17 protein-coding genes and 2 pseudogenes are annotated in these 21,987 nt (G+C 41.6%); 11 read left to right on the plus strand and 8 right to left on the minus strand.

The genetic code is table 11. The features are described from left to right. The 8 genes from HMPREF1320_RS00135 to HMPREF1320_RS00170 all read left to right on the plus strand — a co-directional run. Window positions 1-343: IS30 family transposase (locus HMPREF1320_RS00135; protein WP_009417300.1), on the plus strand; the 343-nt coding region annotated here is incomplete at its 5' end. Window positions 344-452: 109 nt separating this feature from the next. Next, a complete protein-coding gene (locus HMPREF1320_RS00140; RefSeq protein ID WP_009416999.1) occupies window positions 453-1,385 on the plus strand; it encodes a hypothetical protein in 933 nt (310 codons plus the stop codon). Further along, window positions 1,382-1,984, plus strand: a complete 603-nt coding sequence (coaE, locus tag HMPREF1320_RS00145; RefSeq protein ID WP_034553669.1) for a dephospho-CoA kinase — start codon at window positions 1,382-1,384, stop codon at window positions 1,982-1,984. Before HMPREF1320_RS00140 ends, coaE begins: the two co-directional genes overlap by 4 nt. Window positions 1,985-2,014: 30 nt before the next feature. Next, a complete protein-coding gene (locus HMPREF1320_RS00150; protein WP_009417001.1) occupies window positions 2,015-2,716 on the plus strand; it encodes a cytochrome c3 family protein in 702 nt (233 codons plus the stop codon). 16 nt (window positions 2,717-2,732) lie between these two features. Beyond that, a complete protein-coding gene (locus tag HMPREF1320_RS00155; RefSeq protein ID WP_034553686.1) occupies window positions 2,733-5,612 on the plus strand; it encodes a 4Fe-4S dicluster domain-containing protein in 2,880 nt (959 codons plus the stop codon). Further along, on the plus strand, window positions 5,602-7,419 hold the full coding sequence (locus HMPREF1320_RS00160; RefSeq protein ID WP_009416997.1) for a quinol:electron acceptor oxidoreductase subunit ActD: 1,818 nt from the start codon (window positions 5,602-5,604) through the stop codon (window positions 7,417-7,419). Before HMPREF1320_RS00155 ends, HMPREF1320_RS00160 begins: the two co-directional genes overlap by 11 nt. A gap of 10 nt (window positions 7,420-7,429) precedes the next feature. Then, window positions 7,430-7,963, plus strand: coding sequence for a c-type cytochrome (locus HMPREF1320_RS00165; protein ID WP_009417002.1), 534 nt, complete (start codon window positions 7,430-7,432; stop codon window positions 7,961-7,963). 5 nt (window positions 7,964-7,968) lie between these two features. Further along, window positions 7,969-8,730 carry a hypothetical protein gene (locus HMPREF1320_RS00170; protein WP_034553671.1) on the plus strand — a complete coding sequence of 254 codons (762 nt, stop codon included), beginning with the start codon at window positions 7,969-7,971 and terminating at the stop codon, window positions 8,728-8,730. A gap of 4 nt (window positions 8,731-8,734) precedes the next feature. On the opposite strand, the gene HMPREF1320_RS00175 is transcribed toward HMPREF1320_RS00170, so the two are convergent. After that, window positions 8,735-9,901, minus strand: coding sequence for a class I SAM-dependent RNA methyltransferase (locus HMPREF1320_RS00175; RefSeq protein WP_009417013.1), 1,167 nt, complete (start codon window positions 9,899-9,901; stop codon window positions 8,735-8,737). A gap of 64 nt (window positions 9,902-9,965) precedes the next feature. On the opposite strand from HMPREF1320_RS00175, the gene HMPREF1320_RS00180 reads away from it, so the two are divergent. Continuing rightward, a complete protein-coding gene (locus HMPREF1320_RS00180; RefSeq protein WP_009417008.1) occupies window positions 9,966-11,189 on the plus strand; it encodes an exonuclease SbcCD subunit D in 1,224 nt (407 codons plus the stop codon). A gap of 409 nt (window positions 11,190-11,598) precedes the next feature. Here HMPREF1320_RS00180 and HMPREF1320_RS00185 read toward each other — a convergent pair. Beyond that, window positions 11,599-13,222: pseudogene (locus tag HMPREF1320_RS00185) on the minus strand (C45 family autoproteolytic acyltransferase/hydolase). 448 nt (window positions 13,223-13,670) lie between these two features. Here HMPREF1320_RS00185 and HMPREF1320_RS00190 point away from each other — a divergent pair. Beyond that, entirely contained in the window at window positions 13,671-16,307 is a 2,637-nt protein-coding gene (locus HMPREF1320_RS00190; RefSeq protein WP_009417017.1) for a valine--tRNA ligase, read from the plus strand. Window positions 16,308-16,318: 11 nt separating this feature from the next. Beyond that, window positions 16,319-17,132 (plus strand): annotated as a pseudogene (locus HMPREF1320_RS00195) (2,3,4,5-tetrahydropyridine-2,6-dicarboxylate N-succinyltransferase). A gap of 67 nt (window positions 17,133-17,199) precedes the next feature. Here the strand turns inward: HMPREF1320_RS00195 and HMPREF1320_RS00200 are convergent. From HMPREF1320_RS00200 to HMPREF1320_RS00225, 6 genes are all read right to left on the minus strand, one after another. Then, window positions 17,200-17,727 (minus strand): DUF3575 domain-containing protein, encoded by a 528-nt coding sequence (locus HMPREF1320_RS00200; protein WP_009411308.1) that lies wholly within the window; start codon window positions 17,725-17,727, stop codon window positions 17,200-17,202. Window positions 17,728-18,071: 344 nt separating this feature from the next. Further along, on the minus strand, window positions 18,072-18,581 hold the full coding sequence (locus tag HMPREF1320_RS00205; RefSeq protein ID WP_009417016.1) for a gamma carbonic anhydrase family protein: 510 nt from the start codon (window positions 18,579-18,581) through the stop codon (window positions 18,072-18,074). Beyond that, window positions 18,562-18,789: a DUF3820 family protein gene (locus HMPREF1320_RS00210; RefSeq protein ID WP_009414122.1), complete on the minus strand. Its 228-nt coding sequence runs from the start codon at window positions 18,787-18,789 to the stop codon at window positions 18,562-18,564. The genes HMPREF1320_RS00205 and HMPREF1320_RS00210 overlap by 20 nt, the downstream gene beginning before the upstream one ends. A gap of 48 nt (window positions 18,790-18,837) precedes the next feature. Next, window positions 18,838-19,971: a biotin synthase BioB gene (gene bioB / locus HMPREF1320_RS00215; RefSeq protein ID WP_009417015.1), complete on the minus strand. Its 1,134-nt coding sequence runs from the start codon at window positions 19,969-19,971 to the stop codon at window positions 18,838-18,840. A gap of 53 nt (window positions 19,972-20,024) precedes the next feature. After that, window positions 20,025-20,699 (minus strand): (d)CMP kinase, encoded by a 675-nt coding sequence (gene cmk / locus HMPREF1320_RS00220; RefSeq protein ID WP_002675478.1) that lies wholly within the window; start codon window positions 20,697-20,699, stop codon window positions 20,025-20,027. A gap of 31 nt (window positions 20,700-20,730) precedes the next feature. Next, window positions 20,731-21,216: a hypothetical protein gene (locus tag HMPREF1320_RS00225; RefSeq protein ID WP_009417004.1), complete on the minus strand. Its 486-nt coding sequence runs from the start codon at window positions 21,214-21,216 to the stop codon at window positions 20,731-20,733. Window positions 21,217-21,987 lie beyond the last annotated feature (771 nt).

Here is a 21,987-nt window from a genome sequence, read left to right on the forward strand (position 1 = left end):
GAAAGCTAAATCATTAGCAGATGAACTTATAGATATGACCTTGCCTTACAAAAACTATATAAAGACAATTACTGCTGACAATGGTAATGAATTTTCAGACTTTAAGCGAGTTGAAAAGAAATTGAACCTACAATTTTTCTTTGCTCATCCTTATAGTTCTTGGGAGCGAGGTCTTAGTGAACACACCAATGGTCTTGTACGGCAATACATACCAAAAAACACTGATTTTAAAGATATTACAGATAAAGAAATTAAAAAATATCAATATAAAATTAATAATAGACCAAGAAAAGTATTAGATTTTGAAAAACCTAAAGATTTATTCTATCAGAAAGTAATCTGAAAAATTGCACTTGATGGTGGAATGGGCGCATTAAAGTATTAATAAGTATTATTTTGCGCTCTCAATAAAAGTTTATACCTTTGTGCCGAATTTTACCTTTCACCTAATTATGAAGCCATTTCGCCTCTTTTTCACTAATCGTCGCAACCTCACTTTTGTGATATGCCTGTTGCTCTCGGTATTCATTTGGTCGCTGAAGAAACTCTCTAAAAATCTCATCAGAGAATTATCGGTACCAGTAACGGTTATCAATCTGCCAGCCGACAAGGTATTTTTACCCTCTGCTCCTAACTACGTGAGAATAACAGTAGAAGGCAATGGTTTTTCTCTTCTGAAATCCTACCGACAAAATGCTACCCTCACCGTAGATTTCTCCGATTTACAAGAAGTGGGCGAACACTTCTATACACTCTCTAAAAGCAGTAAGGACAAGCTCAGCAATACTTACCTATCGAATTTCAGAATACGCTCGGTAGTCTCCGATACTCTACAACTATACTTAGTACCCAAACACACCAAAAAAATACCCGTAGTAGTACACCTAAACGTGGAATTCCCTAAAGAATACCAACTTACGGAACTGCGCCTCTTACCCGATTCGGTAGTAGCTTCAGGTAGCCAAAAAGTGATAGATACGCTCACACAAGTAACTTTCCAATACCGACACAAACGTCCGCTAAAAGACAATTTCGGTGAAACTTATACGCTCAAAAGCACTCCTTGGGTACATTATAACGCTCATAAAATTGTGATGCAAGCTTTTGTCGATAAGGTGAGCGAGCAGGAATTGCGCGTGCCTGTAAAGGTGATGGGCGTGCCAAAAGAGAGTCAAGTAAAAGTCTTCCCCGACGAAGTGAGTGTACTTTGTACAGGTGAATTGAGTATCTTAAAGACGCTTACTCCTAACGATATAGAAGTAACTGCTGATTTGTGCGAGGCAACCGACAACCATATACCACTACAACTCAATACTCATAAACGACGCATAAAGGTAGCTTTTATGAAAGAAACCTCCGTTGATTTTCTAATACGCAAAGAATGATGGTAGTAGGACTTACAGGAGGTATTGGCAGTGGCAAGAGCACGATAGCCAAAGAATTTGCTGTCTTAGGGATTGCAGTATTCAATTCAGATGAACAAGCTAAAGTCCTCATCGCTAACAATGCGCAGGTAAAGAAACGCATTATCGCTGCTTTTGGTGAGGAGGCTTACCAAAATGGGGAATATAACCGTGCTTATATCGCCCAGATTGTGTTCAACAATTCTGAGAAATTGGCGATACTCAACGGTATTGTACATCCTGCCCTTGCAAAATATTTTAAACAGTGGGCAAAGAAGCAAACTTCACCCTATGTACTGAAAGAAGCAGCTATCCTCTTTGAAAGTGGAAGCTACAAGGATTGTGATTATATCATCACGGTTACAGCACCTGAGGAAGTGCGTATTGCTCGCGTAATGGCGCGTGACCATTGCACCGAAGCCCAAGTGCGAGCGCGTATGGCACAACAATGGAGTGATGCCCAGCGCATTGCCCTTTCAAATGCGGTGATTGAGAACATCGATTTAGAAAGTGCCAAAGAACAAGTAAAGAGGATACATATTCAACTTTGCCAAAGTTTAAAACTTTGGCAAAGTTTGTAACGCAACGGCATTATTTGTCAATTGTCAATTATGAATTATCAATTGAAAAAAATTATCATTATATCAACCCTTATTATTGCCTTTTTGGGCATTACCTACGCTCTTTACGCCTTTCTGATGCAGATAGGGGTAGATGAGGGTTATGAACCTATACAACCTATTCACTTCTCTCATAAAATTCACGCAGGTGATAACCAAATCGATTGTAAATATTGCCACTCAGGGGCGCGGACTTCGGCAGTAGCAGGTGTGCCCTCACTCAATGTATGTATGGGTTGCCATAATACCATTTCGGAATATGAAGGTGAGGAGGATCTCGCCAATGGTTACACTAAGGAATTTTACACCAAAGAAATCAAGAAATTATACGAAGCAGTGGGCTGGGACGAGCAGAAATTTCGCTATACGGGCACTCCTAAAGGGGTGCAGTGGATACGCATTCACAAACTCCCCGACTTTACTTATTTCAATCACAGTCAGCACGTAGCAGTGGGTGGGTTGGAATGTCAGAAATGTCATGGCGAAGTACAACAAATGGAGGTGGTACACCAGTACGCTCCGCTTACAATGGGGTGGTGTATAGAGTGCCACCGTCAAATGCCTGTAAATGCTAACAACCCTTATTATCAGCACTATGAAGAAGTGCATAAAGCTTTGGCTAAAAAGCTAAATGTAGCCAAACTGACGGTTGCCGAAATGGGAGGTTTAGAATGTGCCAAATGCCACTATTAATAATTACGAGTTACAAATGACGAATGAGAATATACATAATATATCAACATCACGGCGGGATTTCCTAAAACTCTTAGGTTTTTCTACAGCGGTGGCTGCCTTAGCAGGTTGCGAAGGGGCGGTACACAAAACGATTCCGTATGTGATACAGCCCGAAAGCATTGTAGCAGGTGAAGCCAATTACTACGCTACTTGCATCGCCGATGGTTTTGACTTTGCCAGCGTACTGGTGAAAACTCGCGAAGGGCGACCCATTGCTGTATTGCGCAACCCCGAAGCCAAAGCAGGAGGGGCAGTGAATGCAAGGATATTGGCATCGGTGTTGAGTTTATACGATGAAAACAGGAAACCTCCCACCATTGCAGGGGAAGGTTTTTGGCAGAAAATTGAGACCGATACTCTTTCAGCCTTGGAGAAAGCAAAAGCTGAAGGGAAGCAAATTGTGATGCTCAGTCAAACACTCGCAAGTCCGTCGAGTTATGCCTTAATAGAACTCCTAAAAGAAAAATACCCTACCTTTAAACTCGTTGAATACGATACAGTATCAGAAGATGCTACTCTCACTGCTTTTGAAAAACGTTGTGGACTGCGCGCGATGCCCGATTACGATTTCAGCAAGGCAAAGCTTATCGTTTCCTTTGATGCCGATTTCTTGGGCGATTGGAATGGCGGGGGCTATGAAGCAGGCTATGCGCAAGGACGTATCCCCAGCAAAGCAAACGGAATGTCGCGCCATATTCAGTTGGAAGCTAACCTCAGCCTTACAGGCGCTAATGCCGATGAGCGTATCGCCCTCACCCCTCAACAACTAAAAATAGCTTTAGCACAATTCTATATTTTTTTAACAGAATATCAAACTTCTCATTCTGAAGATCTTCCTGCTGAAATCAATGAAAAACTCAAAGCAATAGCCGATGAAGTAAAAAAAGCGGGTAGTGATGCCGTAATCGTAACAGGTATTGATAAGGACAATGCCCAAGAACTCACCTTTGCGCTGAATAAAAGACTGAAAAGCAAGGCTTTTATACCTGAAACACCCGTACTCACGCGCAAAGGAGATATAGTGTGGAAATTCAAACCATTGCTCACCGATATGAACGAAGGTAAGGTAGGCGTTCTCTTTATCAACAATCTCAACCCTTTATACAGTTTGCCTAACGCCGAAGCATTTGCCACAGGCTTGAAAAAAGTACCTTTTTCGGTATCCTTTGCGATACGTGTTGATGAAACTGCCGTGCAAACGACCCTTTGGACGCCTCAACCTCATTATTTAGAGTCGTGGGGCGATGTAGAATTTAAATACGGGCACTACGGACTGATGCAGCCTTGTATACGTCCGCTTTTCAACACCCGCCAATGGCAAGACTGTTTTTTGCAATGGATAGGACACAAGGAGAGCTATTACGATTTTATCAAAGCTCATTGGGAAGGCCATATCTTAAAAGGATTTCCTTGGGAACAAGCCCTACACGACGGCACTTTTGTAGATAAGGAAAAAAGATTTGATTTTGAACAACAAGAAGAGGAACGACTAAGTTTATTCCGCACCAAAGAATCTTTTACTGATATATCTATCTCTCAATTACTTATAAGCCAAACGGAATCGCCTTTTGAACTTTCTCTCTACACTAGCACCGCTTTGGGCGATGGGCAGCAGGCTAACAATCCTTGGCTACAAGAGCTCCCCGACCCTATCCACCGCACTACGTGGGATAACTTCCTCACGATGCACCCCAGCGATGCCCAGCGTCTGAGTATTGAAAATTGGCATACAGCTGATGGTGCTTTGGACGGGCATCAGGCGAAAGTGAGTGTTAACGGCAAAAGTATCATCGCTCCCGTACTCATCACTCCTGCACAAGCGCAAGGCAGTGTGGGGCTTGCCTTAGGTTATGGGCGCAAGTCAGGTATACAAACCGAAATGCAAATAGGCGTGAATGCCTTCCCTCTTTATAAAGACCATTGTAAAAACCAAGGCGTACAGATAGAAAAAGCAGACGGCACACACGAATTTGCCTGCTTGCAACTGCAAAATGAATTGGTAGGGCGCAAAAATATCCTGAAAGAAATCAGTTTAGATACTTTCTTAAACTCCTCTGCCGAAGTGTGGAATCCTCAACCTCCTAAAATAAAGAAAGACCCTACTACCCCACATCACTTTAAACTCTCTATCGACCTGAATGCTTGCACGGGTTGTGCGGCTTGTGTGATCGCTTGCCACGCCGAGAACAATGTGCCAGTAGTAGGCAAAGAAGAAGTGCGTCGCTCGCGCGATATGCACTGGTTGCGCATTGATCGTTATGAATCAAGAGAAAACGAACAAAGGTGTGTTGGTTTTCAGCCCGTGATGTGTCAGCATTGTAATAATGCCCCTTGTGAGACTGTTTGCCCTGTAATAGCTACTGCTCACGGACAGCAAGGACAAAACCAAATGGCTTACAACCGCTGTGTAGGTACGCGTTATTGCGCCAACAACTGCCCTTACAAAGTACGCCGATTCAACTGGTTTCAGTATAGTGAAAACAAGCAGTTCAACTACAATATGAACAACGAAATAGGGCGTATGGTGCTCAACCCCGATGTAACGGTACGTTCGCGAGGAGTAATGGAAAAATGCTCCCTCTGTATCCAGAACACCCAAGCGGTAATACTGAAAGCCAAAAGAGAAGGTCGTGCGGTTGCCCCAGGAGAGTTCAACAATGTAGTAGCTTGTGCCGCTGCTTGTAATACAGGAGCTATGGTATTTGGCGATGCTAACGAAGAAGGAAGCAAAATAGCCCAGCTAAGTGCTAGCGATCGTGTGTATCAGCTTTTAGCAGAGCTCTACACCGACCCTAATGTGGTGTATCAAGTGAAAGTAGTAAATAGTGAAAAATCAAAAGTAAATGGTAAATAAATCCTATCATACCATCAGTGAAGATATAGCGCGCCCCATCGAAGGTCGTGCTTCGCGTGCATGGTGGATTGCCTTTGGCATTACCCTTCTTGCGACCCTCTGGGGGGTATGGGCAATATGGGTAACCTTGCGCGACGGCTTAGGCGCGTGGGGGCTCAACAAAAGCGTAGGCTGGGCGTGGGACATCACCAACTTTGTGTGGTGGATAGGTATCGGGCACGCGGGAACGCTCATCTCGGCGGTATTGTTGCTCTTTCGCCAACAGTGGCGGGTGGCAATCAATCGCTCAGCTGAAGCAATGACTATTTTCGCTGTATTACAAGCGAGTATCTTCCCGATACTGCATTTGGGCAGACCGTGGTTATTGCATTTCAACTTACCTATTCCTAACCAATACGGCTCGCTGTGGGACAATTTCAACTCGCCTTTGCTATGGGATGTTTTTGCTATTGCTACCTACTTTTCGGTATCCTTAGTGTTTTGGTGGGTGGGTTTACTCCCCGATTTTGCGATGTTGCGCGACCGTGCTTTCAAGCCTTTTCAGAAGAAGATTTACAGCTTGCTGAGTTTTGGGTGGAGTGGTCGCGCCAAAGATTGGCAACGTATGGAAGAAACAATGTTGCTCTTGGCAGGTATTGCCACTCCGTTAGTCATTTCGGTGCATACTATTGTCTCTTTTGATTTTGCTACTTCGGTGGTCTCTGGTTGGCACACTACTATCTTCCCGCCCTACTTTGTAGCAGGAGCTATCTTTTCGGGTTTTGCAATGGTGAGTTTGCTACTGATTATCTTGCGCAAAGTATGTAAGTTAGAAGCCTATATCACCCTCAAACACATCGAGTTGATGAACACTGTAATATTAGTTGCAGGTAGTATTGTAGCGGTAGCTTACCTCACCGAGTTTTTTATGGCAATGCGTTCTCATTCAGAATTTGAAAAATATATCTTTTTAAATCGTGCTACAGGTGATTATGCGTGGGCATTCTGGACGATGATTATTTGCAATGTAGTCCTCCCTCAACTGCTTTGGTTCAAAAAGTTACGCCGTAGTATTGTCTTTTCAGTATGTGTTGCTTTGGTGGTTTGTGTAGGGATGTGGTTCGAGCGTTTTGTAATTATCGTTACCTCACTGCATCGCGGTTATCTGCCTTCATCGTGGACGATGTTCAGTCCTACGTGGGTGGATATAGGGATATTTGTAGGCACTTTAGGATTTTTCTTTTTGTTGTTCTTATTATATGCAAGGAGCTTCCCAATGATTGCACAAGCTGAGGTGAAAGGTGTCAGGGGGTGCGAGCCGCACGGGCAAGGATTAGGGGACAGATGTCAGGGGACAGATGTTAGGGAGCAAGTGTCTCTTAACTCTTATCTCTTAACTCTTACCTCTCCGGAAGAACTTTTAGATAAAATAAAAGAATTAAAATCAGAAGGGAAGGAAATTCAAGAAGTATATACGCCTTTTTATGTACACGGTTTAGTCGAAGCCTTAGAGCTGAAACGTACTCGCTTAGGCAAAGCCACTTTTCTATACGGACTCATAGGCTTCTTTTTCGGTTGTTGGCTCACCTATTTCACAATGATAAAAGACTGGCCAATGGATATTGGTGGAAAGCCTAATGCCACTTTCTGGCAAAACCTCCCCGCTTTTGTACCGGTAATATTCGAGTTGGTTGTATATTTTGCAGCGCATCTATTGGTGATTAGTTTCTTTATCAGAAGTAGGTTATATCCTTTCAAAAAAGCTGAAAATCCTATAAAGAAAAGTAGTGATGATAAATTCGTAATTCAGGTAAGAGATAAGAAGTAAGAGGTAAGAAATGAAACATTTTAATAATTATATAAAGTATTTATTGCTAATATTATTGGTAGTTGGTTGTAGGAACAAGCAAGAACGCAATATTGAGTTTATGCCCGATATGTACGAGAGTCCTGCTTATAAAACTTATGAAGTTGCTCCGCTCTCCCCTCCTGAGCACACTGTAAAAAGAGGTGAGTTGCCCTACCGTTACCCTAATACTATTGAAGGTTATGAGCAAGCCAAAGCACAATTGCACAACCCTTTAGCAACTGACACCCTACAACAAACTCAAAACCTAAACAATGGCAAAGCACTTTACGGCATCTATTGCGTGCTCTGTCACGGTGAGAAAGGCGACGGCAAAGGAGTTTTAGTACAACGGGAGAAGATTTTAGGCGTTCCCAACTACAAGAGCAGAGAACTCACCGAAGGCAGTATTTATCACGTGCTCTACTACGGACGCAATACAATGCCCGCTTTTGCTAATCAGCTGAGTGAGAAAGAACGCTGGCAAGTAGCAATGTACGTTGAACAGCTAAGAGATAAGAGATAAGAAGTATGAGCATATTGTTTTTAACATATTCAATTGTATTGTTTGTAGCGCTTACGTTGGTAGGGGTATTGGTATTCTATGCTATCAACAAAGTCACGCACGCGGAATGGGTAACCGATTTATACCCTATAATGAAGCGTATCACAACACCTTTGTGGCTAGTGTTATTAGTTTTGTTGGGAGTGCTGTATATAGTGCATCGCGAAACTTTTTTTCTGTTGCGTACTGTGGGCTATATGGCAGTATGGGTGGGGTATCGTTATACTTTAAAAAAGTTTAAGACTTTAACGCCTCACGTACTATTCTTAGTCCTTTTCTTTCTTACCGAAACTCCAATGGCGTGGGATTGGTTTTTGAGTCTTACTCCCGAATGGCACAGCACCCTCTTTGCGTGGCAATTGCTCAGCAGTTTTCTACTCTCTGGCATTGCCCTCATTACCTTATTTAGCAAGCCAGAACACTATTCTGATTTAGGGAAATACCTCTTTGGATTCTCTATTTTTTGGGCGTATTTGTGGTTCTCACAATATATGCTGATATGGTACGCCAATATTCCTGAAGAAACTGTTTATTACCAAACTCTTCTCAGCAAAGGCTATGGAGAGGCTATTGTAGCAATGCTCATTCTCAGTTTTGCGCTACCTTTTCTCATCTTGCTTTCCTCCAAAGCCAAACAAAAAAAGCTGCTCCTTTTTGGAACAGCTATCCTTATATTATTAGGGCAATACCTCAACTTCTATCTAATGGTAATGCCGTTTGTAAAATAGAACTTTACTCTTCGGCTTGTTTTTTAGCTTTCTTACTTCCTTCGTACATCTTATATTGTAACAATCGGCTTTCTAATTTACCATTAAAGAGTTTTATTTTTCGTGAAGGACGTAATCCTACATATTTTATACCTTCTAAATTAGAAGTGATAAACCACGCATCGGTATTGGGGTAATGATGTTTAAGAGTGTTGCCTATCGATGAGTAAAGCTGTTCTACATCGGTTTGTAGACGCTCATTGTAAGGTGGGTTGAACACCATATGTAATGGTTGCTGTTTATCTTCTTTTTCAGTAGCAAAAAAGTCTTTTTGGAATACTTGAATGTAATCAGATAGGTCGGCGTTTTTTAAGTTATCTTTGGCTTTGGCTACTGCTGACGGTGCTTTATCATATCCTATAATTTGGTGGTGAAACTCTCGTATTTTTTTAATACAACTGCCAAAGATAAGATTAAAGAGGTCTTCATCAAAATCGTTCCAACGTTCAAAAGCGAACTCTTTTCGGTGTACATTGGCTGGAATATTACAAGCTATCATAGCTGCTTCTATCAAAAAAGTACCACTACCACACATAGGGTCTAAGAAATCACACTGCCCTTGCCAACCGCTAAGTAGTAGGATACCAGCAGCAAGCACCTCGTTGATAGGAGCTATATTGGTAGCTGTACGATACCCGCGCTGATGCAGTGAATTGCCCGAACTATCGAGTGACACAATTACTTCGTTGCGCTGAATATGAATATGTATCTCCAAATCGGGGTGTAATACATCTACATTGGGACGACGACCTGTGGCATTGCGAAAAGCATCAGCAATGGCATCTTTGGCTTTTAAAGCCACGTATTGAGAGTGATTAAAAAGTTCGGTTTGTAAGGTGGCTGTAACAGCGAAGGTCTGGTCTACTCTTAGGTAGGTTTGCCAATTGAAGTCATAGAGTTTTTGGTAATATTCTTTCTCGTTACGCACATAAAAAGAAGCAATAGGTTTCAGTATTTTTAAAGCGGTACGCAAGCAGAGGTTTGCCTTATACATAAAGCCTTTATCGCCTTCGAACTGTACACTGCGAACACCTTTGGTTACGTGCATAGCCCCTAAATTGCGCAATTCATCAGCTAAAATATCTTCAAAGCCAAAGAAAGTTTTGGCTACCATTTTATAATTATTTTCCATTAGTATATAAAAATATGGCAAATATACATTATTTTTGCCATTTGAGAAAATAAATAACTGAAAAATGAACTTGCTACATACTGCCGATTGGCACTTAGGACAAACGTTTTACCAATACGACCGCTATAACGAACATCAATATTTCTTGAATAATCTTTTGCAAATTATTGAAGAACAACATACTGATGTTTTACTTATCAGTGGTGATGTGTTTGATACTGCTAACCCTGCAGTGGTATCAGTAAAGCAGTTTTATCATTTTCTTCATCAAGCAACTGAGCGTTTCCCCCAACTGCAAATTATAGCTATTGCGGGTAATCACGATTCGCCTGTACGCCTTGAAATGCCCCAACCACTCTTGGAAGATACACAAGTGCATTTGGTGGGATATGTGAAAAGAAATGAACAGAGAGAGATAGATTACAAACGTCTTATTATTCCGCTTTACGAAAGAGGGGGAGTAATGGCTTACTGCCTTGCTGTGCCTTTTCTCCGCTTAGGGGATACTCCTAAAAATGAAACTACTAACCCCGATTATACTCAAGGGGTGGAGGCTTTCTACCGCGAAATTACGGAAAAGGCTTTAGCTATTGCCAAAGGAAAACCGCTGATTGCTATGGGGCATCTGCACGCTTTGGGAGCAGAACTCAGCGATGAGGACACGGCTGAGCGTCCTATTATTGGGGGAATGGAAGGCTTCAAACCTACGAACTTTCCTAACGTGTTACAATACATTGCTTTGGGACATATTCACAAAGCTCAAGCCTTAGGTGGTAAAGCTCATATACGCTACTCGGGAAGCCCTATACCCTTATCATTTTCAGAAAAGCATTATCAGCATCAAGTAGTGGCTTTTTCATTAGAAGAAGGACGTGTACAGGATATTAAAACTGTGCCCATTCCGTTGCATACTCCTATGTTAAGCGTGCCTGAACGACCACTACCGGTTAAAGAAGTGCTGAATGCTTTGGCTTCTTTACCTAAGGGAACTACTCATACTCCTGCCCCTTATTTAGAAGTAAAAGTATTACTAAACGAACCTGCTCCTGAACTCAAAAACAGCATACTGAAAGCTATCGCTCATAAACACGTACGCTTGGCGCGTATAGATGTGCGCTACCAACAGCAACAAAACACTACAAAGGAAACTTTGCAAAAGGAAATTACTTTAAACGACCTGCAACCTTATGACGTACTACAAAGGGTTTACCAAAATAAATTCCAAAAAGAACTGCCTGAATTCTATAAACCTTTGTTTGATGAAGCAATGGAGAAAGCGAATGATTAATAGTTAATGGTTAGTGGTTAATGGTTAATGGTTAGTGGTTAGTGGTTAATGGTTAGTGGTTAGTGGTTAGTGGTTAGTGGTTAATGGTTAATGGTTAATGGTTAATGGTTAATTGATGTGAGTTCGATGTAAGAAAAGTGTAGCTTACGCTACAGAAATCTTACAAATCTTAAAAAAAAATCAAACAAATAAGTTGCTCCCGCACAGATTACACGGATTGCACAGATTTAGACCCCGATTGATTTCAATATTATAGAACAAAAGTGCACGAATTTTAGCAACAAGTTGCTTAGATTTCACTGATTATAACGTAAATACAACCGTAAATCAGTGTTATATATATCAAACTGATGCTAATTAGTAAGACAATTCTTTTTGATTTCTGCAAAAGCAAGTTTAATACAAGTTACTAATTTTTATTGACTAACTTTTGAATCTTTTCTCGTTCTTCACTATACGGTATTTCGCATTGGAGGGCTTTTTGGAAGAGCTGGTGTGCGGTTTCTTTGTTACCTTGTGTTTGATAAGCTCGACCTAATAAATAATAGGCTTTCCAATAATGCGGGTTGAGACTTGTTATGGGCTTTACTTCGTCTATTACAATAGGGGTATGTTCGCGCAAATGTGTTTCTATCTGTAGCTCTAATACCCTATACGCTTCGTAATCCTTAAACGCTTGGGTGTACATAAAAGGGTCGGGCGGAATATTTAAGGAAGTTTGAGGATAAGGGCTGTGCGACGGATAAGCTTTGGTAGCAAATATCTGCTTTAAATCATAGGCTACAAAAGTGCCCAACTGATAAGGAGCTGTCGATACCCATACTAAGCGTTCTTGAGGTTTAAAAATTACTGCGTGATGTGCCAATAGCTGGTTGAGCGCTTTCTCATTGCCATAGCCTATGGAATCGGCGTGTAAGCCTTCGGTACTGCGGAGGAGTGTAGCTATTTTAGAGGGGTTCAGCTTAGGTTCTTCTGTTAGGAACTCCTGCATTTTGGCATATCTATACGCTGAATGCGAAGTGCGTATCTGTTTGAGATTCTTCTTATCTTTCTTATAGACTTCACTTTGGAAATGATTGGCGCAAAGCACTGCATTAGGAGCTTCGTACACCCCAAACTTTTTGGGCGAAACCTCGATGATTACTGCTTTGCCGTCGGTAGCACTCCCCACCATTATAGCTTCGGACACGAATACCTTTCGCTTTTTAGCAATGGCAATCGCCTCATCGATATTTTTGGCGTACTGCAAGATTTCACGGCAGAGAAGGGAAATGGGTGTGCGAGCTTTCAGCGGAATAGACGACTTTCCCGCATTGATAGTAACCGTAAGACCTCGGATCCCGAGAGCACACCTATCATTCCGCCCCAAGCGTAACTCATAAAAGGAATGCCTTCCTCAGGGCGTACAAATCGCACTACCTTTTCAGTAGCAAAGTCATCGGAGAGATAAAAATCGAAATTGCGCCTATGAGGAGTTGACCATCTTCGGTTTTATCGCCCCAAACCGCTAACGAAGAACAGCCTACGAGCATCAAATCTTGCAAAGCGTGCCCTAAATCGTGAGCCGAATGCAGGTAAAGGGTACGCTGATAAACAGGGGCTATGTAGTTGAAAATCGTATCGGAGTACTGCGCTTGTCCCCAGAGTTCTTGCCGGAAAGGGGGTATGACACAATTATTGATATCTCGATTGAACCACTTGACGAACTTGCGCAAAAAACGCTGTTTGCGCTGTGAAGGCACAAACTGATTGAGTTTGACAAAGAGCAGACTGTCCTGACGGTGGTACAAAGGCTCAGTAAGTGCGCCCGAATTGAGCCCTAACTGATAGGGATTCCCTGAAAGGTAGAGTTCCCACAAGCCTTGTTGATTTTTTGCAATATAGTTATCCTGAAAATACCGCAACGTATCATTTAGTGCAGTAATTTGAGGTTTCTGGTACGGATAGGTTACCTCAGGCGGAGTGATTTTCTTGTAGAAAATACCGCAAGAGGTGAGCAGGAGGTAAAAAGTAAGAAGTAAGAGTTTTTTCATTTTGCCGACTCGTGGAACTGCTGATTAAGGTGCAAAAATAGGGATAATTTTTTAATACCCAAAATGCCAATAATGCCAATAATACCAGAAATGCGAAGATTGCAGTTTTCTGAGTATCTAGTAAAAATTCGTATGGATTCGGAGAATATCGGAGATAGTCGAAGGTAGTAAAAGAGTATACTTAGCTTATAGAAAGCTTATAGGAAGCTTATACGAATGTTAGACGATTGGTATAGAAAGGGTATATAAAGAGTTGATTATTAATGATTAAAAGCTAAAAGTAAATTGTTAAAAAGAGTTAAATAACCCAAAGTAAGACAGTAGTAAAAAGAAAGTAATACAGAGCAAAAGTAGTTTAAAAATTGGTAATTGGTATTTTTTTACTACTTTTGCAGTCAGAATAGAAATTGGCAAATTAGCAGATTAGTAGATTAGCAAATTAGCACATATGACAGAACCCAAAAAATACAACCCTACTGATTTAGAAGAAAAATGGTATGCCTATTGGCTTGCCCACAACTATTTTCACTCAACCCCCGATGAGCGTACGCCCTATACTATTGTGATTCCGCCTCCTAACGTTACAGGGGTGCTCCATATGGGGCATATGCTCAACAACACCATTCAAGATGTACTTATTCGTCGTGCACGCCTCAAAGGCTTCAACGCTTGCTGGGTACCAGGTACTGACCACGCTTCTATTGCAACAGAAGCCAAAGTGGTGGCAAAACTCAAAGAACAAGGCATTAAGAAATCCGACCTCACTCGCGAGGAGTTCCTCGTACACGCGTGGGAATGGACACACCAATACGGTGGGGTGATTCTCGAACAACTCAAAAAATTGGGTTGCTCTTGCGACTGGGAGCGCACTAAATTCACTATGGACGAGGAGCTTTCGGCTTCGGTTATCAAAGTGTTTGTGGATTTGTACAACAAAGGACAAATATACCGCGGTCACCGTATGGTGAACTGGGATCCAGAGGCTAAAACCACTCTTTCTGACGAGGAAGTGATTTATGAAGAACGACAAGGATTTTTATATCATTTGAAATATCAAATTGAGGGTACGAATGAGTACCTCGTGATTGCTACAACACGCCCCGAAACCATTTTTGGTGATACGGCTATCTGCATCAACCCTAACGATGAGCGTTGGCAACACCTCAAAGGCAAAAAAGCGATTGTGCCTATCTGCAACCGCGTGATTCCAATTATCGAAGATGAGTATGTAGATATGGAATTTGGTACAGGTTGCCTGAAAGTAACCCCTGCACACGACCCTAACGACAAGGTTTTGGGCGACAAACATCAGTTAGAAGTAATTGACATTTTCAATGATGATGCAACCCTTAATCACTACGGTTTGCACTATGCAGGCAAAGACCGCTTTGTAGTGCGCAAAGAGATAGTAGCCGAATTAGAAGAAAAAAACTTACTCGCTAAAAAAGAGACTTATACTAACAAAGTGGGGACATCTGAGCGTACCAAAGCTGTGATAGAACCTCGCCTTTCCGACCAGTGGTTCCTAAAAATGGACACCCTTATCCAGCCAGCTATCAAGGCGGTATTAGAAGACGAAAGCATCAAACTATATCCTAAGAAATTCGAAAATACTTATCGCCATTGGGTAGAGAACGTACGCGATTGGAATATCTCACGCCAATTGTGGTGGGGACAACAGATTCCTGCTTACTACTACGGCGAGGGTAAAGACCAATTTGTAGTAGCCGAAACTAAGGCAGAAGCCCTCGATTTGGCTAAAGAAAAGAGCGGTAATGCACATCTTACTGAAGCCGATTTGCGACAAGATGAAGATGCCCTCGATACTTGGTTCTCGTCTTGGTTATGGCCAATGAGCGTGTTCAACGGTATTTTAGAGCCTAATAATCCTGAAATCGAGTATTATTACCCAACCAACGATTTGGTAACAGGACCTGATATCCTTTTCTTCTGGGTAACCCGAATGATCGTAGCAGGCTTTGAGTACAAAGGCGAGCGTCCGTTTAGCAATGTGTATCTTACCGGATTGGTACGCGACAAGCAACGTCGCAAGATGTCAAAATCTTTAGGTAACTCACCCGATGCACTCAAACTCATCGCCGATTACGGTGCTGATGGCGTGCGCGTGGGGCTCTTGCTCTCATCAGCAGCAGGTAATGACTTGCTGTTTGACGAAGCCCTTTGTCAGCAAGGAAAAGGATTTGGCAACAAATTGTGGAATGCCTTCCAATTGGTAAAAGGATGGCAAGTGGATAGCTCGGTAGCACAACCTGCAGCTGCTCAGCTCGCTTTGCAATGGTTTGAAGCGAAGTTCAACGCAGTACTCACCGAAGTAGAAGACCATTTTGAGAAATATCGCATTTCCGATGCCCTAATGGCAATTTATAAACTCACCTGGGACGACTTCTGTGCGTGGCTTTTGGAAATGGTAAAACCCGAATACGGCAAACCGATGGACAAAGCAACTTACGAGGGCGTGGTAGCCGCTTTTGAGAATTTACTAAAACTCCTCCACCCCTTTATGCCATTCCTTACCGAGGAAATATGGCAAAGTTTAGCACCTCGTACCCCTGAACAAGCCCTTATCGTGGCTACCTACCCCACCGTACACCCGTACGACGAGAAACTATTGGCTGAATTTGATTTTGCAGCTGAAGTGATAGCAGGTATCCGCACGGTGCGCAAAGATAAGAACATACCTTTCAAAACACCGCTTAGCCTTTCGGTATTAAACAAAGAGCAAGTGAGCAATCGTTTTGATGTGGTACTTAGCAAAATGGGCGGACTTGATGCTATTGCCGAAGTGAGTGCTGCTATAGAAGGCGCAATGTCTTTCCGCGTAAAAGCTAATGAATACTTTATCCCAATGGAAGGGGCGGTGAATGTAGAAGAGGAACTCAAAAAACTACAAGAGGAACTCACCTATACACAAGGCTTTTTAGCATCGGTACGCAAGAAACTTTCTAATGAAAAGTTCGTAAATTCAGCACCTGCTCAAGTAGTAGATAACGAGCGCAAAAAAGAAGCTGATGCTTTGGCGAAAATTGAAACACTTGAAAAAGCGATAAAAGCAATTAACAATTGATAATTAGATAAATGGAACACTTAAAACAAATGATAGATGAAGCGTGGGAAAATCGCTCTCTGCTTCGTGAGGAAATTGTACAACAGACTATCCGTGAGGTGATTCACCTCTTAGATTTAGGTCAGTTGCGAGTGGCAGAGCCTACTGCCAATGGCTGGAAAGTAAACGAATGGGTGAAAAAAGCGGTTGTGCTTTACTTCCCTATCCAAAATATGAAACCCGTAGAGGTGGGTATCTTTGAGTTCCACGATAAGATTCCGCTCAAACACAACTACGACGAGAAAGGAGTGCGCGTAGTACCACCTGCTGTAGCACGTCGTGGTGCTTTTATTGCCAAAGGCGCTATACTGATGCCCAGCTATGTGAATATAGGGGCGTATGTAGATGAAGGTACAATGGTAGATACGTGGGCTACTGTAGGTAGTTGCGCCCAGATAGGCAAACACGTGCACCTGAGCGGTGGCGTAGGTGTAGGGGGGGTTAGAACCCTTGCAAGCAGCTCCTGTGATAGTAGAAGACGGGGCTTTCATCGGGTCGCGTTGTATCTTGGTAGAAGGAGTGCGCGTAGGCAAAGAAGCGGTACTTGGTGCTAATGTAGTGCTTACAGCCTCTACTAAAATCATTGATGTAACGGGTAATGAACCTAAGGAACTGAAAGGCTATGTACCTGAACGCTCGGTAGTGATTCCTGGTAGTTACACCAAGCATTTCCCTGCTGGAGATTACCAAGTGCCTTGTGCCCTTATCATCGGGCAGCGTAAAGCCTCAACCGATAAGAAAACTTCACTAAATGATGCCCTTAGAGAATATGGAGTTTCTGTATAAGAAAAGTGATGAGGATATAAAATAGAAAAGGCTACCCCAAAGGTAGCCTTTTTAATAGATAATAGATTTAGAATTTATATCCTATCTTAATACCAAAGTTAGGTTCGATAGCCCAGAACTTCTTATTTTCATTAACTTGTTTACCAAAGTTTCGTGCAATATTTGCAAAAGGAGCGATGATAAAGGTATCGTCGAGATTCCATTGGTAACCTGCCCCTACACCTAATATAAAACTATCCAAACGCGTTTTTACTCCATCTTCAGAGAATGTTCCAAAACGTTGTTTAATAAAAGGATTTACATAGAGTCCTGTGCCTCCATCTTCTTCAAAATAGTAGTTATATCCTATTTGAATACTAGTAGCTCTGTACTTTTCTCCACTTTTTTTAGGGAATACAGAAAAGCGGTCGTTAAAGAAAATAGTTCCTTCGATAGACTGATTAGGAGCTATGTAATGTTCATAACCTAACTCCACAGAAGCTAACCATATAACATTCAAGATATTCAAGTTTACTTGATGTTGAGGAAAATCACTTTGGGCAAATGTTTTTGCTGAGAAAAACATAAGCATTACAGCTACAATAATTTTTTTCATCGGTTTTCTTAGTTTAAAAATAATGGCAAAGATACTACTTTTATGCTAATATACAAAAATAATACTGTAAAATCAAAAAAAGTCCAGTGTGCTACACACTGGACTTTTATATGTAAAACTAACTAATTCACTTGTGAAGAAAAGGTAACAACTATTAAAAACACTAAAAAAGAATACAGACTTCACAAGGAATCGCAAACGAAATATAAAGACTTTACTACTATTATATTCCTTTACTAATAGTGGGGCAAAGGTATATATTATTTTGAATACATCCAAATAAATAGTAGAATAATTTTAAATAACATATGCTTAATACTGATAATCAATACGTAGCATATTCTCTATTTTTCTATCCAACTTGCATATTTAGGATAGTTTAGGGCAGTTCGCTCGATGAGAGTCCTCTGTTCATCGGTAATATTTTTGAGTTTTTTAGCAGGAACGCCAGCATAAAGACTCCCTTTTTCTATATGGGTATTAGGAGGTACTACGGCTCCAGCAGCTACAATGCTATGGCTTTCTACCACACACCCGTCCATTACGATACTTCCCATACCTATAAGCACATCATCTTCGATAGTACAGCCGTGTACAATAGCGTTATGCCCTATGGACACGCGATTGCCAATGGTTGTGGGGTGTGTTTGATAGGTAGCGTGAATCACTACACCATCTTGGATATTGGTGTCATCACCTATGCAAATAGTGTTTACATCGCCACGAATAACCGCATTATACCACACGGTACAGCGGTCGCCTAAGTGCACATCACCGGTAAGGGTAGCATTTTCAGCAAAAAAGCAACCTTCCCCAAAGGTAGGTTGCTTTCCGTTAACTTTCTTGACTAACATATTCTTTTAGTTTATCGATTATCTCTTGTAGACCATTAGTTTTTATCTCGAAAGTAGTAGCCAATAACATTCCTAATTTTCCTTTGGGAAATCCTTGAGTGCTAAACCACTCGAGGTAATAGGAAGGCAAATCAGCAATCATAGTACCCTTGTACTTGCCATAAGGCATTGGGGTTGTGATGATTTCTTTGAGAATTTCGGGGGACATAGAATTAGAAAATTAGGAAATTAGATAATTAGAAAATTAGCAGATTTACTAATGTGCTATTTTAACCATCTTCCTCTTTTCTTCGTTGCGCTCTATTTTATGGTTAGGGCGCGTCCATTTAGGGTTTTCGCCTAAGGAGTGATATTGAGAATCTTCTGCTTCTACCGTTTGAGGCTGTGGATGCGTTTCAAAAGGTTTCTGAATACGCATACCGAGTACACCGAGCATTTGCATATCCTCATTGATATCGGGGTTAGGAGTGGTGAGGAGCTTATCGCCTGCGAAGATAGAGTTGGCTCCCGCAAAGAAACAGAGAGCTTGTCCTTCTTGGCTCATTTGAGTACGTCCTGCGGAAAGGCGCACTTGCGATTGTGGCATCACAATACGCGCGGTAGCTACCATACGCACCATCTCGAAGATATCTACGGGCTCACAGTCTTCCAAAGGTGTTCCTTCTACGGGCACTAAGGCATTGATAGGCACTGACTCGGGTTGTGGATTGAGCGTAGAAAGCGCTACGAGCATTCCGGCGCGGTCTTCGAGTGATTCACCCATACCAATAATTCCTCCACTGCACACAGTGATATTGGTTTTGCGCACGTTGTCAATCGTTTTGAGGCGGTCGTCATAACTACGGGTAGAAATGATTTCTTTGTAGTATTCTTCTGACGTATCGAGGTTGTGATTGTAAGCATACAAGCCTGCTTCCGCCAAACGTTTGGCTTGGTTTTCGGTAAGCATACCGAGTGTACAGCACACTTCCATATCCAGCTTATTGATAGTGCGCACCATTTCGAGCACCTGTTCAAATTCGGGACCATCTTTTACGTTACGCCACGCTGCCCCCATACACACACGTGAAGCTCCTGCTGATTTAGCACGAAGGGCTTGGGCTTTTACGTGAGTAACACTCATCATATCGGCGTTTTCTATTTTTACTTCGGTTTCGTAACGCGCCGATTGCGGACAGTAAGCACAGTCTTCGGAGCAACCTCCGGTTTTAATAGAGAGTAGTGTAGAGACTTGTACCGAGTTAGGGTCGTGATATTTACGGTGCACGGTAGCGGCTTCGTAGAGCAACTCCATTAGGGGTTTATTGTAAATAGCCATTATTTCTTCTTTCGTCCAATTATGACGGGTTTCGGCATTGCTACAGCCACACGTATGTTGATTTTCGCACATAGTTCTTTTCTTTATTTCGGGGGCAAAGATACAAAACAATTGACAATTGACAATTAACAATTAACAAATGCTAAGATTTTTTGTACTTGTTCCTCTATCGTAAGATTGGTATTATCGATAACTATGGCATCATTGGCTTTTTTGAGAGGTGACTCTTTACGGGTGGTATCGATATGGTCGCGGTGCTGGATATTGGCAAGCACTTCGTCGAACGATGCTTTATCGCCTTTGGCTTGTAACTCTTTATAACGGCGCTGGGCGCGCACTTGTTCGCTAGCGGTCATAAATATTTTAAGTTCAGCATTCGGGAATACCGTTGTACCTATATCGCGTCCGTCCATTACAATACCTTTGTCTTTACCCATTTTGCGTTGAAGGTCTACTAGGTAAGTGCGCACTTCGGGTTGTTTGGCAACTTCGCTCACCCAATTGGCTATTTCAATACCGCGTATTTCGTTTTCGATATTCTTACCGTCCAAATAAATTTCAGAAAATCCCAACTCAGGGTTGTACACGAACTTTATTTCCGACTTTCGCAGGGCTTTCATCAGCGGTTTTACTTCGATGCCCGAGGTAGAAACATAGCCTTTTTCTAAGGCTAAATAAGTAACGGCGCGGTACATCGCACCTGTATCGATATAGACGTAGCCCAACGCTTTGGCTACGGCTTTGGCAGTAGTACTCTTTCCTGTTGAGGAATAGCCGTCAATGGCAATGATAATATTCATTAGTGTTTAGTTATTAGTTTTTAATCGTTAGTTATTTGTAGAGTGATGGGGCTATTTCTATTTCGGTTACAACTTTTTTATTTTTATCGTAGTAATAATAGTACAGTGTTATATTGTTATCAATGAAAAAGCGCATCTTTCCGCGATTGCTTTTTAGGTTTTGTACAATAGCTTCCTTAGCTGCTGATGCGTCGAACTCTACCCCTTCGGAATCGAAATTAAAAAGGGTTGCATAATACCCCATAGTTTTTTCCCCTTTTAGGGCAATACTATCTAAGCGCACCCCCTCTTCTATTATTTGTGGCAACTGCTGGTTCATTTCGGCTACTTGATTCTTCATTTCATCGGTAACTAAATCGTTTTTAGCTTTTGAAAAGAAGGAGCTTGTGAGATAGCGCGTCGTAAAAAATGCTGCTAAAAATACCACAATAAAAGACACCACACCCACTATTACTCCAATAATGTTTTTAGTGCGATTGTTCTTTCGGGATTCCTGAGTGTTAAGAAAATCGTTCATTTTTGTCTCTTTTTAACGCTACAAAGATATAAAACAAAAAGCAAACTGCAATGCCTTGATGCGTTTTTATCTTAAAAAAATACAACTATCTAATGATAAATACTTAAAAACAATGAGATAGGAGAATTTGGAAATGAGAAAATGAGAAAATGAGAAAATGGGAAAATGAGGAAATGAGAAAATGAGGAAATGAGAAAATGGGAAAATGAGAAAATTAGAGAATGAGGAAATGAGAAAATGAGAAAATGAGGAAATGAGAGAATGAGAAAATGAGAAAATGAGGAAATGAGAAAATGAGGAAATGAGAAAATGAGGAAATGAGAAAATGAGAAAATGAGGAATCAAGAAAAGTGCTAGCGGAGGGGATTAACTTTGGCAAAGGTGCGAGCCGCACAGGCAAAACTTTAGCAAAGTGTATACCGCAAAAGCAATGTATTTGAGTTGTTAGGAGGATTCGGAAGGTATCGGAAGAGTTCGGAAGAGGTGATTCAGATGAAAGGTAAAAAATGGGCTGTAATTTGGGTGGGGTTAGCTTATAGAGAGCTTATAGGAAGCTTATACGAATCTTGGACGATTGGTATAGAAAGGGTATATAAATAATTGATTAATAATATAATACAACAGCGCTAAAAATGCTAAAAACAGGGTTTCGAGGCGAAAGAAAAGGGAATGAGTAATGGATAAGGATAGGGGCTCGGAGCTTACTCAAAAGTCGGTGAGCTATTGTAGAACGCTATGCGAGATTAGAAATTAGTTTTACGTATAGCCAAA

The organism is Capnocytophaga sp. oral taxon 335 str. F0486 (genome assembly GCF_000277665.1).
GTDB classification, from domain to species: Bacteria; Bacteroidota; Bacteroidia; order Flavobacteriales; family Flavobacteriaceae; genus Capnocytophaga; species Capnocytophaga ochracea.

Coding starts and splice junctions, on each gene's coding strand:
- HMPREF1320_RS00190 (WP_009417017.1), top strand. CDS start 13,671: ATGACAGAACCCAAAAAATACAACCCTACTGATTTAGAAGAAAAATGG.
- HMPREF1320_RS00210 (WP_009414122.1), bottom strand. CDS start 18,789: ATGTCCCCCGAAATTCTCAAAGAAATCATCACAACCCCAATGCCTTAT.
- HMPREF1320_RS00225 (WP_009417004.1), bottom strand. CDS start 21,216: ATGAACGATTTTCTTAACACTCAGGAATCCCGAAAGAACAATCGCACT.
- HMPREF1320_RS00200 (WP_009411308.1), bottom strand. CDS start 17,727: ATGAAAAAAATTATTGTAGCTGTAATGCTTATGTTTTTCTCAGCAAAA.
- HMPREF1320_RS00160 (WP_009416997.1), top strand. CDS start 5,602: ATGGTAAATAAATCCTATCATACCATCAGTGAAGATATAGCGCGCCCC.
- HMPREF1320_RS00175 (WP_009417013.1), bottom strand. CDS start 9,901: ATGGAAAATAATTATAAAATGGTAGCCAAAACTTTCTTTGGCTTTGAA.
- HMPREF1320_RS00180 (WP_009417008.1), top strand. CDS start 9,966: ATGAACTTGCTACATACTGCCGATTGGCACTTAGGACAAACGTTTTAC.
- coaE (WP_034553669.1), top strand. CDS start 1,382: ATGATGGTAGTAGGACTTACAGGAGGTATTGGCAGTGGCAAGAGCACG.
- HMPREF1320_RS00165 (WP_009417002.1), top strand. CDS start 7,430: ATGAAACATTTTAATAATTATATAAAGTATTTATTGCTAATATTATTG.
- HMPREF1320_RS00155 (WP_034553686.1), top strand. CDS start 2,733: ATGACGAATGAGAATATACATAATATATCAACATCACGGCGGGATTTC.
- HMPREF1320_RS00205 (WP_009417016.1), bottom strand. CDS start 18,581: ATGTTAGTCAAGAAAGTTAACGGAAAGCAACCTACCTTTGGGGAAGGT.
- HMPREF1320_RS00150 (WP_009417001.1), top strand. CDS start 2,015: ATGAATTATCAATTGAAAAAAATTATCATTATATCAACCCTTATTATT.
- cmk (WP_002675478.1), bottom strand. CDS start 20,699: ATGAATATTATCATTGCCATTGACGGCTATTCCTCAACAGGAAAGAGT.
- bioB (WP_009417015.1), bottom strand. CDS start 19,971: ATGTGCGAAAATCAACATACGTGTGGCTGTAGCAATGCCGAAACCCGT.
- HMPREF1320_RS00170 (WP_034553671.1), top strand. CDS start 7,969: ATGAGCATATTGTTTTTAACATATTCAATTGTATTGTTTGTAGCGCTT.
- HMPREF1320_RS00140 (WP_009416999.1), top strand. CDS start 453: ATGAAGCCATTTCGCCTCTTTTTCACTAATCGTCGCAACCTCACTTTT.